This is a genomic window from Archangium sp. (assembly GCF_045802675.1).
Lineage (GTDB): Bacteria > Myxococcota > Myxococcia > Myxococcales > Myxococcaceae > Archangium.
Genome location: NZ_JBJMQO010000017.1, coordinates 41,100 through 55,268, shown reverse-complemented (window position 1 = coordinate 55,268; position 14,169 = coordinate 41,100). Strand labels below are relative to the sequence as shown.

The 14,169-nt window shown below is 71.4% G+C and carries 12 protein-coding genes; 7 read left to right on the top strand and 5 right to left on the bottom strand.

Features of this window, described 5'->3' with window-relative positions; all coding sequences use genetic code 11:
• Positions 1 to 3 precede the first annotated feature (3 nt).
• On the bottom strand, positions 4 to 1,371 hold the full coding sequence (locus tag ACJ8AN_RS03730) for a sigma-54-dependent transcriptional regulator (RefSeq protein ID WP_407753819.1): 1,368 nt from the start codon (positions 1,369 to 1,371) through the stop codon (positions 4 to 6).
• A 101-nt stretch (positions 1,372 to 1,472) separates the two neighbouring features.
• Between ACJ8AN_RS03730 and ACJ8AN_RS03725 the strand changes: the two genes are divergently transcribed.
• Together ACJ8AN_RS03725 and ACJ8AN_RS03720 are read left to right on the top strand one after the other, a co-directional pair.
• A complete protein-coding gene (locus ACJ8AN_RS03725) occupies positions 1,473 to 1,670 on the top strand; it encodes a hypothetical protein (protein ID WP_407753818.1) in 198 nt (65 codons plus the stop codon).
• Between the two features lie 15 nt (positions 1,671 to 1,685).
• Positions 1,686 to 2,834, top strand: a complete 1,149-nt coding sequence (locus ACJ8AN_RS03720) for a thiol reductase thioredoxin (RefSeq protein WP_407753817.1) — start codon at positions 1,686 to 1,688, stop codon at positions 2,832 to 2,834.
• Positions 2,835 to 2,850: 16 nt separating this feature from the next.
• On the opposite strand, the gene ACJ8AN_RS03715 is transcribed toward ACJ8AN_RS03720, so the two are convergent.
• From ACJ8AN_RS03715 to ACJ8AN_RS03705, 3 genes are all read right to left on the bottom strand, one after another.
• The gene (locus tag ACJ8AN_RS03715; protein WP_407753816.1) at positions 2,851 to 4,263 is read right to left on the bottom strand and encodes a hypothetical protein; all 1,413 of its coding nucleotides are present in this window, start codon (positions 4,261 to 4,263) and stop codon (positions 2,851 to 2,853) included.
• Complete coding sequence (locus tag ACJ8AN_RS03710) at positions 4,263 to 5,450, bottom strand: transcriptional regulator (RefSeq protein ID WP_407753815.1); 1,188 nt, start codon at positions 5,448 to 5,450, stop codon at positions 4,263 to 4,265. The genes ACJ8AN_RS03715 and ACJ8AN_RS03710 overlap by 1 nt, the downstream gene beginning before the upstream one ends.
• Positions 5,451 to 5,534: 84 nt before the next feature.
• On the bottom strand, positions 5,535 to 6,647 hold the full coding sequence (locus ACJ8AN_RS03705; RefSeq protein ID WP_407753814.1) for a LuxR C-terminal-related transcriptional regulator: 1,113 nt from the start codon (positions 6,645 to 6,647) through the stop codon (positions 5,535 to 5,537).
• Between the two features lie 229 nt (positions 6,648 to 6,876).
• Here ACJ8AN_RS03705 and ACJ8AN_RS03700 point away from each other — a divergent pair, with 229 nt between their 5' ends.
• The gene (locus ACJ8AN_RS03700; protein ID WP_407753813.1) at positions 6,877 to 8,733 is read left to right on the top strand and encodes a hypothetical protein; all 1,857 of its coding nucleotides are present in this window, start codon (positions 6,877 to 6,879) and stop codon (positions 8,731 to 8,733) included.
• Here ACJ8AN_RS03700 and ACJ8AN_RS03695 read toward each other — a convergent pair.
• Positions 8,720 to 9,256 carry a hypothetical protein gene (locus ACJ8AN_RS03695; protein ID WP_407753812.1) on the bottom strand — a complete coding sequence of 179 codons (537 nt, stop codon included), beginning with the start codon at positions 9,254 to 9,256 and terminating at the stop codon, positions 8,720 to 8,722. The two genes, ACJ8AN_RS03700 and ACJ8AN_RS03695, sit on opposite strands and share 14 nt — an antisense overlap.
• Positions 9,257 to 9,458: 202 nt before the next feature.
• Between ACJ8AN_RS03695 and ACJ8AN_RS03690 the strand changes: the two genes are divergently transcribed.
• The 4 genes from ACJ8AN_RS03690 (at position 9,459) to ACJ8AN_RS03675 (ending at position 14,040) form a co-directional block, all read left to right on the top strand.
• Positions 9,459 to 9,872: a hypothetical protein gene (locus tag ACJ8AN_RS03690; protein ID WP_407753811.1), complete on the top strand. Its 414-nt coding sequence runs from the start codon at positions 9,459 to 9,461 to the stop codon at positions 9,870 to 9,872.
• Positions 9,873 to 9,930: 58 nt separating this feature from the next.
• Positions 9,931 to 12,462, top strand: coding sequence for a hypothetical protein (locus ACJ8AN_RS03685; protein ID WP_407753810.1), 2,532 nt, complete (start codon positions 9,931 to 9,933; stop codon positions 12,460 to 12,462).
• Between the two features lie 83 nt (positions 12,463 to 12,545).
• Positions 12,546 to 13,472, top strand: coding sequence for an MBL fold metallo-hydrolase (locus tag ACJ8AN_RS03680; protein ID WP_407753809.1), 927 nt, complete (start codon positions 12,546 to 12,548; stop codon positions 13,470 to 13,472).
• Between the two features lie 136 nt (positions 13,473 to 13,608).
• Complete coding sequence (locus ACJ8AN_RS03675) at positions 13,609 to 14,040, top strand: hypothetical protein (protein WP_407753808.1); 432 nt, start codon at positions 13,609 to 13,611, stop codon at positions 14,038 to 14,040.
• The last annotated feature ends 129 nt before the right edge of the window (positions 14,041 to 14,169 follow it).

Sequence of the window (14,169 nt, the reverse complement as noted above, 5' to 3'; positions counted from 1 at the left end):
CCGCTACTCCCCCGAGCCCTTGATGCGATCCAGCTTCCGGTAGAGCGTCTTGCGGTCCAGCCCCAGAATCTGCGCGGCCAGCGACTTGTTCCCCTTCACCTCCTCCATGACGCGGAGGATGTAGCGGCGCTCGACCTCTTCCAGCGTGGTGAGCTCCGAGGGGTCTCCGCTGGCCACCACCACCACGTGCGAGGCGCGGTAGGCGCGAATCTTCTCCGGCAGATCCTCCACCGCGAGGCGCTCGTTGACGGTGACGGCCACCGCGCGCTCGATGCAGTTGCGCAGCTCGCGCACGTTGCCCGGCCAGCTGTAGCTCATCAGCCGCTCGGCCACGGCCTCGGTGAGGCCCGTCACCCGCTTGTTGGCGCGGGCGGCGAAGTGCTCGATGAAGTGCTGGGCCAGCAGCAGGATGTCCCCTCCGCGCGCGCGCAGCCGCGGCAGCTCCATCTGCACCACGTTGAGGCGGTAGTAGAGGTCCTCGCGGAAGCGGTTCTCCTCGACCATGCCCTCCAGGTCGCGGTTGGTGGCGGCCACTAGGCGCACGTCGAAGGACACCTCGTGGTCCCCGCCCACCGGGCGCACCGTGCGCTCCTGCAGGGCACGCAGCAGCTTCGGCTGCAGCCCCAGGGGCATCTCCCCCACCTCGTCGAGGAAGAGCGTGCCCCCGTGCGCCTGCACGAAGAGGCCCGAGCGCGCCGCCTTGGCGTCGGTGAAGGCCCCCTTGGCGTGGCCGAACAGCTCGCTCTCCAGCAGGGCCTCGGGCATGGCCGCGCAGTTCACCGCCACGAAGGGCCCCGAGGCGCGCCGGCTCTTCTCGTGCAGCGCCCGCGCCACCAGCTCCTTGCCCGTGCCGCTCTCTCCGTTGATGAGCACCGTGGCGTCCGAGTCCGCCACCCGCGTGAGCAAGTCGTACACCTTGCGCATCGGCGGGCTGGAGCCGAGCAGGCCGCCCAGGCGCTCGGACTCGGCGACCACCTTCTTGAGGCGCACCAGCTCGCCCTTGAGCTGGCGGTGCTGCACGGCGCGGGTGAGCGTGTGCACCAGCGCGTCCATCTCCACCGGCTTGGTGATGAAGTCGTAGGCCCCGGCGCGGATGGCGGCGATGGCCGTCTCCATGCTGCCGAAGGCCGTCACCACCACCACGGGCAGGTCCGGCACGTTGGCCACCACGCGCTCGCACAGCTCCGTGCCGCTCAGCCCCTGCATGTTCAAGTCCGTGAGCACCACGTCGAAGGGCTGCTCCATCACCAGGGGCAGTGCCGCGTGGGGATCGGTCAGGGTGGTGAGCGTGAAGCCCCGCCGCGTGAGGCGCGCCTCCAGCAGCTCCACCATGCTCGGATCGTCGTCGATGAGGAGGACTCGGCCGCTCATGTGTCCTTAATGGGGGAAGGCCCCACCATATCCCACTCCACACAGTCCGAGGCGGCGTGTCTTCCTCCCCTGCCTGCCCCGGGAGTAGGGTGCCGGGCCTCATGAGAACACACCTCTCCAGCCTGCTCGTGGTGGGCCTGCTGGCATGCACCGCCGCTCGGACCTCGGCCGTGTCCGAGCCCGCGGCCGCGCATGCCGGCGCGCCCCTGCCGTTCATCGAGAATGACTACTCGCGTGCCCTGTCGGAGGCGCAGTCGAGGGGATTGCCCCTCTTCGTCGATACCTGGGCCCCGTGGTGACACACGTGCCGCTCGATGCGCGCCTACGTCTTCACGGACGCGGCGCTCTCGCGGCACGCCGGACGGTTCGTCTGGCTCGAGCTCAACACGGATGTTCCTGGTAACGCGGCGTTTCTGGAGAAGTACCCGGTAGAGAACTGGCCCACCCTCTTCATCATCGATCCGAGGGAGGAGAAGGCCCTCGTGCGCTTCGCGGGCAGCGCCACCGTCCCCCAACTCGAGAAGCTCTTCGAGGACGGCGAGCGTGCGTACCGCGGCGTGGCCCAGGGGCCCGAGGGGCTGTTGGCCCGCGGCGATGCCCTCTATGGCGAGGGCAAGGCGGCCGAGTCGGCGGATGTGCTCGCCCAGGCCCTGGCCCAGGCTCCGGCGGACTGGTCCCGCCGTGGCCGCGCGCTGGAGTCGCTCCTCACCGCGCAGTACGGCGCGGAGCGTTACGAGCCCTGTGCCCGTACGGCGCTGGCGGAACTGCCCAAGGTGCCGCATTCGGCCTCGTGGGCGAACGCGACGGTGCTCGGGCTCTCCTGTGCGCTCGAGGTGCCCGCGACGGTCGCGGACTCCCAGCAGTTGACGTCCTCGCTGGAGGCCCGGGCGAAGGAGGCGCTCTCCCCGGACATTCCCATGCCGGCCGATGACCGCTCGGGCGTGTACGACGTGCTGGTCCAGGCCCGCGTGGCCGCCAAGGACGAGGCCGGTGCGAAGGCCCTCGCCGGACAGTGGCTCACCTTCCTCGAGGGCGAGGCGGCGAAGGCTCCGACGCCGGATGCGCGCTCGGTGTTCGACTCGCACCGCATCTCCGCCGCGCTGGTGCTGGGCGACCTGATGCGGGTGGTGCCCGCCATCGAGCAGAGCGAGAAGGACCTGCCCGACGACTACAACCCGCCCGCTCGTCTGGCGAGCCTCTACCGGCGGTTGGGCCGGCTGGACGACGCCCTGGCCGCGAGCACCCGGGCCCTGGCGAAGGTGCAGGGAGGCCGGAGGCTGCGCGTCCTCTCGGAGCGGGCGGACATCTACGTCGCCCGGGGTGAGCGGGACGCGGCCGTGCGCACGCTGGAGGACGCCCTCGCCTACGCGAAGACGCTCTCCGGGGCGCAGGCTTCGCCGCGCTCGGTGGCCGCCCTGGAGAAGAAGCTGGCGGACGTGAAGTCGAAGTCGAAGTCGAAGTAGGGGGGCGGGCCCTCGCTCAGGGCCCGTCCTCGTCGAACAGCTCGCTCGGGTCGTTCTTCCACCGGGCGAGCTGCTCCGGCGTGGGGAAGCCCTTGACCCGGTAGCGCTCGGGGTAGAGCCCCTCCACCGGCTCGAGCAGCCCTCCGGCCGCCTTCGCCACGTCCTCCCACCGCGCGATGCCCACCGGGGGGGACTCGCGGCCGCGCGCCGGGTCCATGAAGAAGATGACCTCGGCCCGAGGCAGCACCGACTCCACGCCCTTCAACCAGACGGCGTAGCTGAGCGTGCGCCCGCGCTCGTCCTGGTACGGGGTATAGGCGGCCACGAAGACGTCCTCGCCCCGCTCCTCGTGGAGCTTCTGCAACTGCTGCGTCTGCTCGGCGTAGTCGCGCGCCCGGGTGAAGAGCTCCAGCTGGCGGAAGTCGCCCCAGGCGTTGCTGAGCCGCTCGGGCATGAAGGGCACCCACCCCTGGGGCGTGAGGCGCAGGGCCCTGCCGTCCAGCGCGCGCGGAGCCATCACCGCCTTCAAGGCCTTGCTGGCCACCCGGTGCAGCCCGTCCTCGTCGTCGGAGCCGGTGATGAGGAGCAAATCCCTGTGCGGCGCGAGCACCACCGGCGTGCCGTGCACCTGGCAGCGGCGCACCACCTCGTCGAGCAGCAGGCGCGAGGCCGCGTAGCTGTCCTCCCAGGGCGACTGGCAGGTGCCCGGGGCGAGCTGCTCGAGGGGCTCGGGGCTGCGCCGGCGCAGGTTCTCCAGGGCCGCGTTCATCCCCTGCTCGAAGGAGACGCCCCAGCGCGCCAGCTCGTCGGGCCCCAGGTAGCGCAGGGTGTCCGGCCCGTCGAAGGCCAGGCCCACGCCGAGGAAGGTGCCCAGGGGCTTCCACGAGATGGGCACCGGCTTGCCCGCGCCTCCCTTCACCACCATCCGCAGCTGCTCGAAGAAGGTGCGGCTGCGCACCACGGGCATCAGGTTGGGCCGGGCCTCGGCGAACGTCCCCGGGAGGGCCGGCAGATCCTTCACGTGCGAGAACCGAGCGAAGACCTCGTCCCGCTTCTCCGGCACCGTGGCGCGGTATTCCTCGTAGAAGTTGGCCAGGAACACCGTGCTCCCGTCCTTGTCGCCGAGCCGCAGCAGGAAGCCCTCGGCGTCGTACTGGATGTTGCGCGTCTCACCGTCGGTGCGCAGGGCCTCGATGGCGCGCTTCGCGAACGCATCCCGCTCCGCCTGCTCCTGCTCGGGCGAGGATTGCTCCTGCTCCTCCACGTGCTCGGCCAGCCGCGTCTCGGCCGCGCGTGCTTCCCGAGTGGCCTGGGTCTCCTTTCGCGCCGGGGCCGGGGCATTACCGGCCACCGCGCCCGAGTGCCCGGCACAACCTCCCAGTCCCAGGGAGCCCACGAGCGCCAGTCCCACGAATCTCCGCGTCGTCATCATCCCTGTCCTCCCTGGAGCGAGTCCTCCAGCGCCCGTGCCGGTGCGCGGGTGTCGAGGTCGAAGAGCTCGAAGCGCTCCAGCGGTGACTCGCGCATGCCGCCGTCGGTGAAGACGAGCGCCGCCTCGCCGGGGCGGGCCGGGGGCGGAGTGCCAGGGCGGTAGTGGAGCGTGGTGCCGTCGGTGACGAGGTAGCGCAGCACGCCGTCCTGGGGCGGCTCGTGGGGCAGCGCGAGCAACTCCCGGCTGCGCTTGTCGCGCGTGTGGCCCACCACCTGGGTGAGGCCGGGCGGGAGCCGGTGCGGATCGAACCGGCGGCGGGGCGTGGCGGCGCGCACGGCGGCGTCCTCGGGGCGCTGGCTGGGGCGCTGGTAGAAGATGCCGCGGCCCTCGCCGTAGGCGGCGCTGCCGGGGTGGTGCAGCCCGGGAATGGAGAAGGGGCCCTGCTTCCAGGCCGCCACGGCGGTGTCGAGCACCTGGTTGAGCCTCTCCGCCACCGCGGGCGCATGGGCCTGGGAGGACTCGGGTACCCCCACCACGCCAAGGTCCTCGCGCGTGACTCCCGCGTGCAGCACGAGCAGGTGCTCCGCCGCGGCGTGGGCCACCCGGAAGCGCCCGGCGCGCAGCAGGTACGCCACCCACTCGCGCTGCTCCTCGCGGAAGGTGCCGAAGTCGCGCGCCACCAGCTCCACGTTGGGCACCTCGGGGTAGCGGGTGAGGAAGTCGCGCTCCCGGGCCTCGTCGGTGTCGTCGCCCTGGTAGATGCCGTCCGCCTCGGCCTGGGCGGCGGCGAAGCGCGCGTCGGTGAAGCCGGAGAGCTCGCCCACCCGGCCCAGGTCGTGGTTGCCCAGCAGCAGCAGCGCCTGATCCGCCGGTTGCGCGGCCATCCAGGCCACCAGCCGGAGCGCGCTCGTGGCCACCTCCTCGCGCTCGTGCGCCTTGCCCCAGTCGAAGTGGTCTCCCACCGAGACGAGCTGGACCTCGGGCCGCAGCCAGCCGTCCGGCCCGAGCAGGCCATGCCGGTCCAGCACGGCGAAGAAGCGGGAAACATCCGCCTGGGGGTCACCGATGGCGAGGTGCCGGGTGCGGGGGCGGCCGTCGGGCGGCGCCGAGTGGGGGCCGCGGTGGGTGGCCTCGGTGGCGCGGGCGAGGGCGGCCTCGATGCGGGGTGTGCTCACCTCGCGCATCCTAGTCCCGTGCGCCCCGGTGTGCCGCACCGGGCTCGGGCAGGTGTCCTCCTCTGCCCGGTTGCCCGGAGGGCTCCGCCGTCCTCAGGACGTCAGGAAGCAGCGCGAGATGAGCGCCGAGCGGCTCTCCACCTGGGCCTTGGCCAGGATGCGGGTGACGTGGACCTCCACGGTGCGCTCCGCGCAGCCCAGGTGCAGGGCGATGGCCTTGTTGGACTCGCCGCGCACCAGCCGCCCGAGCACCTCCGTCTCGCGCGCCGTGAGCCCCCAGTGGGTGCTCAGCGAGTGCACGCGGGCGAAGGCCTGCGCGGAGTCGCCCTGGACGACGGCCAGGTAGTGCGCGGGGGCGCCGGGCAGTTGCAACCGGTTGAAGACGAGCGGCTCCGTGGGCTCGCCGCGCAGGTACTTCTTCAGGCCCTCCACCACGAGCCCCGTGTCCCGCTCGAGCCACGCCTTGCCCGCGCTGTTGGCGTGCGCCACGCGGCCGGTGGCCGACACCACGAACGCCGGCTGGCCCATGGCCTCCAGCGCTCCCTCGAGCGCCGCGTTGAGCACCCCCGCCTCGCGCAGGCGCGCCTCCACCTTCAGCCGGCGCTGCAGGGAGGGGACGAGCTCGCGCAGCAGGTGCATCTCCCGCGCCTCGAAGGGCTCCGAGCGGATGGCGCCCACCCAGGCCAGCAGGGCCGGGCCGTCGCAGACGAGCACGCGCAGGTACACCATCCGCTCCAGTCCCACGCCCTGGAGGAAGGAGCCCATGGAGGCGCGCACGTGCGCTTGCAGCCGCGCCATCTCCTCGTCGGTGACGAGGCCGAGCTTCTTCCAGGGCGCGAGCCGCTCGTCCTGGGAGGGGTTGGTGGGTGCGGTGTCCGTTCCGGGGGTCTGGAACTGCACCACCCGGTTGCGCTGCGCGGGCTGGGGCGAGGCGGGGTTGAAGTACCCGTAAGGGTCCTTCCGCGTCCCGACGAACCCATCCAGGTACGCGTGGGCCTCCTCCCGCGTCATGGGGAAGCCGTCGATATTGAGGTGGCTCACGTGGTAGCGCTCGGGCCCGATGTCCAGGCCGTAGATGAGCCCTCGCTCCGCATGCAGCGCCTCGCGCAAGGAGCCCACCACGGCCGGAAGCACATCCACTCCCGGCTCTACCGTGTCGAGCTGGGCGCGCAACTCGCCCAGCAGACGCTGATCCTGCGAATTCAATGGTTCCAAGCTCTTCTGACTATAGGCGGGGGGGTCCATGGAATGCCAAGGAACACGTGGCACTTGGTGCCAAATCCGCGCGCCGCCACCACGTGGAGTAAGTGTATGTATGGGGTTCCCCCATGGGTTCGCCACCCGGAATGAGGGCAGGCGTGTGGGCAGGCCCCCAAGGGGGCGGGCGCGGGGCTCGCGCTGGGAATGGTACACCTGCCGCATCGGAGGAACTGCGATGCGTGGGATGAAACGGGCCGTGGCCGTGCTGTTGCTGTGTCTGACGGCGTGTGTGGCGCACGAGAAGAATGGGGACAAGGCGGCGGCGGTAGGGGACTGGAAGACGGCGGTGGCGGCGTACCGCGAGGCGCTGTTGAACGAGCCGGACTCGCCCGAGCTGAAGCAGAAGTACGAGCAGGCGCGCAAGGAAGCGGTGGCCGATGCCACGCGGCGGGCGCGCTCTTGTGCGGGCGCGCAGGACTGGCAGTGCGCCGTGTCGGAGGCGGATTACGCACTGGCCCTCGACACCTCCAGCCCGGAGCTGGCCGCCTTCCGCGCGGACGCGGCGCGCTCGCTGGCGAGGGAGCAGGTGCAGCGGGCCCGGACGATGGCCGGCGGCCAGCAGTTCGTCGAGGCGCTGGACATGCTCCAGCGGGCCACGACGGTGTCGAATGATCCGGAGATCCTCCAGGACGCCTCGAGGGCGAGGGCCGAGGTGGTGGGACTCGCGGACGCGGAGGCGGAGCGGCTGCGCCAGCTGAAGGCCTACCCGCGGTCGCTCACGCTGCTGCGCCTGGTGGTGCAGTCGGACCCGTCCCGGCAGCAGAAGCTCGCGGCGGTGGAGGCCGAGTACGAGCAGTTCCAGCTGGCCGAGTACGAGCGCCTGGCACGCGAGGGAGACGCGGCGCTGGCGCAGCGGCGCTTCGCCGAGGCGCAGGAGAAGTACGAGGAGGCGCTGCGGATGAAGCAGGGCGGCCGGGCCGAGCCCCTGGCGCGCTACGCGGGAGGCCTGGCCCAGGCGGAGAAGGGCATGGCGCGGCGGGACTTCGTCGCCGCGGCGGAGGGGTACCGGCGGGCGGTGGACTCGGGGCTGGACCGGGATGGCCTGGCGGCTTCGCGGCTCGCGCAGGTGGAGATCCGTCCGTACGCGCTGCGCATCGAGTCGGTGCTGCTGCGGCTCACGCGGCCGGATGGCCGTCCGTGGGTGGGCCCTCCCTCGCCCATTTTCGGGCGCATGCTGGGGAAGGGCGTGGACCTGGCGTCGGGGAGCAACGACGCGGCCCGGCGGCTCCTCATCCGGGCGGCCGAGCGGATTCCACCGCAGAACCGCCCCTCGGTGTCGGTCATCGTGACGCTGCCGGATGGCGAGCGGCTGATGACGCCCATGCGCAGCGGCCTCTACGCCGTCTTCGAGGACCCGGAGCTCGTCATCGCGACGAACCACTTCGATGAGCGCAAGCTGGTGTTCCACGTCGTCTCGCAGGCCGCGGGCTCCGCGCTCGAGGAGCTGGGCGTGGTGGAGGTGGCGTTGGGCGAGCTGGTGCAGCGGGGGGAGTCCGAGCTGTCGCGGCAGTCCATCGCGGCGCTGGAGCTGACGGCTGCTCCCTCGAGGGACCGGGTGGAGGGGATGTTCTCGGGGCTGCGGCCGGTGGCGGATGGGAGCAACCTGGCGCAGGACTTCTCCCTGCCCACGCCGCGCACGCGGGGCTTCCGTCTGACGGGGGTGCACACCGTGGTGCGTCCCGGCGACTACACGGACGAGCAGGGCCAGGACGGGGCGCCGGACCTCTACGTGGAACTCGAGCAGGGCGGCCGCGTCGTCTACCGGGGCCCGGTGGTGTCGAACAACCACGACTCCTCCTGGGCGCCCCAGGGCGTGAGCCTCCACGTGGAGCAGAACGAGCAGCTCACCGTGCGCGTCTGGGACGCGGATGACGCGGATGCGCCCGACCTGGTGGTGAACGCGTCCGTCCCGGCGCACGAGCTGTCCCTCGGGCGCTTCCGGGCCAACTCTCCGGGAGGCGGCAGCTTCGTGGAGCTGCGCTTCGAGCCTCGCCGGAGTGGGACGCCGCAGGTGGCCGCTAACCGGCCATGACGTCGCGGTGGAGGCCGCGGTCGGCCAGCGGGCGCGAGTACACGCCCGCTGCCGCGCCGATGAACATGCAGACGGCGTTGAGCAGGCTCCAGCCTCCGAAGCCGAGGCCGTAGAAGAGGTAGAGCATGTCCGGCGTATCCCAGCCGTAGAGGAAGGCGAAGAACGCCGGCACCGCCACCGAGGCGAGGGCCGCCGCCACGAAGGCGCGGCCCCACCGTCTGGCGAAGAAGCCGCCGAAGACTCCGGCCATCAGGGCGTTGAAGCCCGGGGCGAAGAAGAGGATGGCGGCGATGAACACCATGGTGAAGGTGGCGATGACGAGGCCGCGGCGGAGGATGGGCAGTCCGTCGGAGGGCGCCTCGCGCACCAGCACCTCGCGGTAGGTGGTCTCCTCGATGTCGGGCAGGGGCTCGGTGGCGGTGGCGCGGAGTTCGCGCCCGCCCAGGATGCCGCGCTGGCACTCGGCATCCTCGAGCACCTCGCGACGGGTCCTGGGCCGGTTGGGGTCGACGATATCGGACATGCGTGCTCTCCCGAGGTGGGGGCGGAAGGCTCCGCCGTGGGCTCTGATGCCGTTGAAGATGCGACCTCCCGGTGTGGGAGGCAGGGGGCGTAGTCCCAGCGGGGGGCGGGCCTCCGGGCGGACGTGAGGGTGCTTGGCGGCGAGGGGTTGGCGGCTATGCTGCGCGTCCCTCGTGCCCCCGCCTGCCTGGATGGAGCCCACCATGCGTCCGATGCGTTCCCTGTTGTCTCTCGCCGTGCTGTCCCTTGGCCTGTCCGCCTGCGCGCTGCGCCCGTATTACCGGCAGGTGCTGCCGCCCGAGGTGGCCAGCCTCAAGCCCCAGGCGGCCCAGGGCCAGCCGGACGTGACGTTGCGCGTGGTGGAGCCGGGGACGGGCCGGCCCCTTCAGGGAGCCCGGGTGCTGCTCGGGACGAGCCGGGGGACCGTCAACGTGACGAGCAACGCGGAGGGCCTCCTGCGTCTGCCGGTGCGGCCGGAGCTGATCGCGGAGAATCCGCTACTGGAGGTCATCCTACCCCCGGGCGCGCGCGGCTACGCGCTGGAGCTGGTGTCGCCGGCCTCCGAGGAGTCCGCGCCTCAGACCGCGCCGCAGCCCGCGCCGCAGTCCACGCCGTAGCGGGAGGACGAGCCGTTGGAGGCGACGCATGGCCAGGGCTGGAGTATTCTCTCCGCCCATGCGTCGCGCGTGGATCTTCGGGTGTTTCCTGTTCCTCGCCGCCTGTTCGAACAAGGTAACGGACAGCGCGGTGGCCCTCACCATCAAGTACCAGAGCTACACCCCGGCCTGTCTCCGGGTGACGGCCCTGGATGCGAATGCACCGGAGAACAAGAGCGCCGAGCTCCTCCCGCAGTCCAAGCTGGCCACGGACGCGGACCGGACGCTGATTCTCGCCGTGTACCGCGAGAAGGGCTGGAGCCAGCAGCTCCAGGTCGAGGTGGCCTCCTTCACCACGGCGGACTGCACCGGCGCCGCCGTCGAGACGCGCGGCCTGGGCTCGGCGGTGACGCTGCCCGAGCAGGGGAGCGTGCCGGCCACGGTGGAGCTGCTGGCGCGGGATGCCGACCAGGATGGATATGCTGCCCGGGTGCCGGGTGACAGCGCCATCCAGGGCCTGGACTGCGACGACGGCAAGGGCAGCGTGCACCCCGGAGCCGTGGCCGTGTGCGATGGCTCGGGCAGCCTCGACACCGACTTCAACTGTGACGGGAAGGCGGATTGCAACGGCTCGGGCTGCACGAGCGATGCGGCGTGCGGCTCGGGCTTCTGCGTGTCGGGCATCTGCTGCGACAGCGCCTGCAACGCTCCGCCGACGTGCCGGGGCGCGGGCGTGTGCGGCACGGGAACCTGCACCTACCCGGTCGCCACCGGCGTGAGCTGCGACGACGGCAACGCGTGCACCACCGGAGACAAGTGTGATGCGCAGGCGGTGTGCGCGGGCACCGTGAAGTCGTGCACCACGCCCAGCCAGTGCGAAACGGGGCCGGGGTCGTGCAACGCCTCGACGGGCGCGTGCGAGTACACCCCCCAGCCCACGACGAAGGCCTGCGATGACGGCAACGCCTGCACCTCGGGTGACAAGTGCAATGGCAGCGGGGCGTGCGCCGGTGGGACGGCCAAGACGTGCAACACGCCGCCGGGCCAGTGCTATGTGGGCACGGGCACGTGCAACACCTCGACGGGCATCTGTGGCTACAACACCCTGCCCGCGACGACGGTCTGCGACGACGGCAACGCCTGCACCCTCGGGGATGCGTGCAATAGCAGTGGAGCGTGCCTCAGTGGGACGGCCAAGACGTGCGATACGCCGCCGGGCCAGTGCCATGTGAGCCCGGGCACGTGCAACACCACGACGGGCGTTTGCAGCTATACCCCCAAGTCCTCCAGCGCGACCTGTAGCGATGGCGTGGCGTGCACCGCGGACCTGTGCGATGGCGCGGGCACCTGCGTCAGCACCATCAACTGCCCGCCCCCGAACGAGTGCAAGAAGGCCGCGCCCACGTGTGCCGCCGATGGCTCCTGCCAGTTCGTGGTGGACACCACGAAGGTGGGCAAGGTCTGCCACGAGTCCGGCAACACGGGCACGTGCGCGCAGGACGGGACGTGCCTGGGGTTCAAGTACGCCGTCACCAACAACTTCGATCCGGCGGCCATCGCGACCAGCAGCACGATCGACGACCTGACCATCCCGTGCCCCACGGTCGTGGACACCTCGCCGGGCACGCCGACGTGGACCCCGACGGGATGTAGCTTCACGCCGCCCACGGTCGTGGTGTCGGGAGGGGTGGTGGTGATTCCGGTGCGCAACCTGACCGTGAACGCGACGCTGCGGCTGGTGGGCTCGAAGCCCGTCGTGCTGGCGGTGTACGGCGATGCCACGTTGAACGCCGGGATTCTCTCCAACTCGCTCTACACGGAGACGCAGCAGGGCGCCGGGAGCGGATTGAGTTGCACGGGGCGGGTGGGGCAGGTGGGCAATGACGGCGGTGGAGATGGGAGCGGCGGTGGAGGCGGCGGCCTCGCGACGGCGGGAGGCGACGGTGGCGACAATGACGACAACACCCGGGCGGGAGGAAATGGGGGCGGCACCGCGGCGGGCGGATTCTCTCCGTTGCTGGGCGGGTGCGACGGAGGCAATGGAGGTGGTCCCGGAGGAACGATCGTTGGGGCGGGCGGCGCGGGCGGTGGAGCGCTGCAGGTGTCGGTGGCGGGCCGGCTGACCCTGAAGAGCGTGGTGACCGTCAGTGGCGCGGCGGGCAAGGGAGGCACCGCCACCACCAACAAGACGGCGGGAGGGGGAGGTGGTGGGAGCGGAGGCCTGCTGGTGCTCGAGGCCGCTCAGCTCGTCGTCGATGCCACCGCCCGGCTCACCGCCAATGGAGGCGGAGGCGGCGAGGGCGCGAGCGATCCGGGAGGGGCGAGTCCTGTCTTCGGGGGCAATGCCGGGGAGGACGGGCACACGCTGGACGCCATGCGGGCCAATGGCGGTGCCGGTGGCGCGGATGCCGGCGGAGATGGCGGCAAGGGGGCGGCGGGAGGCACCGGTCCGGCCAACGGTATCCTGGGTGGAGGGACGCACGGCGGTGGAGGCGGTGGCGGTGGTGCCGCGGGCCGCATCCTCCTGCGGGGCGTGACGAGCTGCCTCCCCTTCGACCCGGGCGCCGTCGTCAGCCCGGCGTACGTCAAGACGGGCGGCGTCTGCCCCTGAGCGCGGGAGGGCGTGAAAGAGCGAGGTGCGGATGAGCGGGGCGGTTATGGTGCGTGCCCTCCTCATCCCAACGGAGTTCCCCCATGAAGAAGCTCCTCCTCTCCGCGGCGCTGCTCCTGCCCGGCGTGGCGCTCGCGCAGTTCGACGAGGCCTCGCTCAAGAAGGTCCAGGTGAAGGCCCTGCCGGTGGCGGGCAACGTCACGCTGCTCGAGGGCGCGGGCGGTAACATCGGCGTGTCCGCGGGTCCCGACGGCATCCTCATCGTGGACGACCAGTTCGCGCCGCTGGTGCCGAAGATTCGCGATGCGCTCGGCAAGCTGGCCAAGGGCAAGGACAAGAAGCCCGCGTACGTGCTCAACACGCACTGGCACTTCGACCACACGGGCAGCAACGCCGCCTTCGGCAAGGATGGCAGCACCATCATCGCGCACTCGCACGTGCGCACGCGGCTGATGGCCGGGATGGACAGCGCGGCGACGGGGATGAAGATTCCCCCCGCGCCCAAGGAGGCGCTCCCGGTCATCACCTATGACCAGGGCATCTCCATCTTCTTCAACGGCGAGGAGATCCAGGTGAAGCACCTGCCGGCGGGTCACACGGATGGCGACAGCATCGTGTACTTCACCGGCTCCAACGTGCTGCACATGGGCGACCTGTTCACGGGGGACAAGTTCCCCTTCATCGACCTGGAGAGCGGAGGCACGCTGGAGGGCTACCTGCGCAACGTGGAGCAGGTGCTGCAGACGCTGCCGGCGGGGGTGAAGCTCATCCCGGGCCACGGGGCGCTCTCCGGGCGCGAGCAGCTCGAGACCTTCGCGGGGATGCTGCGCGACACGGTGGCCCTGGTGAAGGGGAAGCTCGCCGCGGGCAAGACGCTCGACCAGGTGAAGGCCGAGGGCATGCCCGAGAAGTACAAGAGCTGGGGCGATGGCTTCGTCAAGCCGGAGATGTGGCTGACGATTGCGTACCAGAGCCTGAGCGCGCAGAAGCCGGACGCGACGAAGAAGTAGGGCTTTGCGCCCCGAGCTCCCGGAGCCAGCGGGCCGTGCGCGCGAGCACGTCCCGCTGCTCGCGGCGGAGCGGAGTTTGAATCAATCCGCGGGGGCCGCGTCGGAAGGAGCACGTACCGATTGGGAGGACACGACGATGGCGCTCCAGCACGGAATCTTCACCCTGGCTCTCTCCGCGATGCTCCTGGCTCCGGTGGCCGCGAAGGCCGATGACCTGCGCTGGGGCGGTCAGCACGATGCCTCGCCGGTGGGCACCCCGCGGTACGATCAGCCTGGTGGCGGCTACCACCCGGCGCCCACGCCTCCTCCCGCCCAGCCTCCGCCCTCACGTGGGCCCCGCCAGCAGGGCCGCTACGAGCTCCAGACGGTCCAGAAGTGGGTGCCGGGCCACTACGAGCAGGTCTGGGTCGAGCAGAACTGCAAGTACAAGCCGCGCCACCACGAGACGCGGTGCAAGGGCGGCTACTACGACCAGCGCTGGGTGGAGGGGTACTACCAGCCGGTGCAGGAGTGGGTCTGGGTCCCCGCCCACCGCGGCCCCTTCGCCGTCGCCAGCAATGGGTGGTAGGCGCACCTCGCTGAATCCCCCTGCTTCCCTGGACGCCTCGGCCCTTGTGGCCGGGGCGTTCGTGTTTCCGGGCGCCCGTGGGGCTGGGGGACGCACGCCCGGTGGAAAAGGCGCCCGGGTTGGGCACCG

Excerpts from the sequence above, each read along its gene's own strand:
- ACJ8AN_RS03730 (WP_407753819.1), bottom strand. The coding sequence starts at position 1,371 with ATGAGCGGCCGAGTCCTCCTCATCGACGACGATCCGAGCATGGTGGAG.
- ACJ8AN_RS03725 (WP_407753818.1), top strand. The coding sequence starts at position 1,473 with ATGAGAACACACCTCTCCAGCCTGCTCGTGGTGGGCCTGCTGGCATGC.
- ACJ8AN_RS03720 (WP_407753817.1), top strand. The coding sequence starts at position 1,686 with ATGCGCGCCTACGTCTTCACGGACGCGGCGCTCTCGCGGCACGCCGGA.
- ACJ8AN_RS03715 (WP_407753816.1), bottom strand. The coding sequence starts at position 4,263 with ATGACGACGCGGAGATTCGTGGGACTGGCGCTCGTGGGCTCCCTGGGA.
- ACJ8AN_RS03710 (WP_407753815.1), bottom strand. The coding sequence starts at position 5,450 with ATGCGCGAGGTGAGCACACCCCGCATCGAGGCCGCCCTCGCCCGCGCC.
- ACJ8AN_RS03700 (WP_407753813.1), top strand. The coding sequence starts at position 6,877 with ATGCGTGGGATGAAACGGGCCGTGGCCGTGCTGTTGCTGTGTCTGACG.
- ACJ8AN_RS03695 (WP_407753812.1), bottom strand. The coding sequence starts at position 9,256 with ATGTCCGATATCGTCGACCCCAACCGGCCCAGGACCCGTCGCGAGGTG.
- ACJ8AN_RS03690 (WP_407753811.1), top strand. The coding sequence starts at position 9,459 with ATGCGTCCGATGCGTTCCCTGTTGTCTCTCGCCGTGCTGTCCCTTGGC.
- ACJ8AN_RS03685 (WP_407753810.1), top strand. The coding sequence starts at position 9,931 with ATGCGTCGCGCGTGGATCTTCGGGTGTTTCCTGTTCCTCGCCGCCTGT.
- ACJ8AN_RS03680 (WP_407753809.1), top strand. The coding sequence starts at position 12,546 with ATGAAGAAGCTCCTCCTCTCCGCGGCGCTGCTCCTGCCCGGCGTGGCG.
- ACJ8AN_RS03675 (WP_407753808.1), top strand. The coding sequence starts at position 13,609 with ATGGCGCTCCAGCACGGAATCTTCACCCTGGCTCTCTCCGCGATGCTC.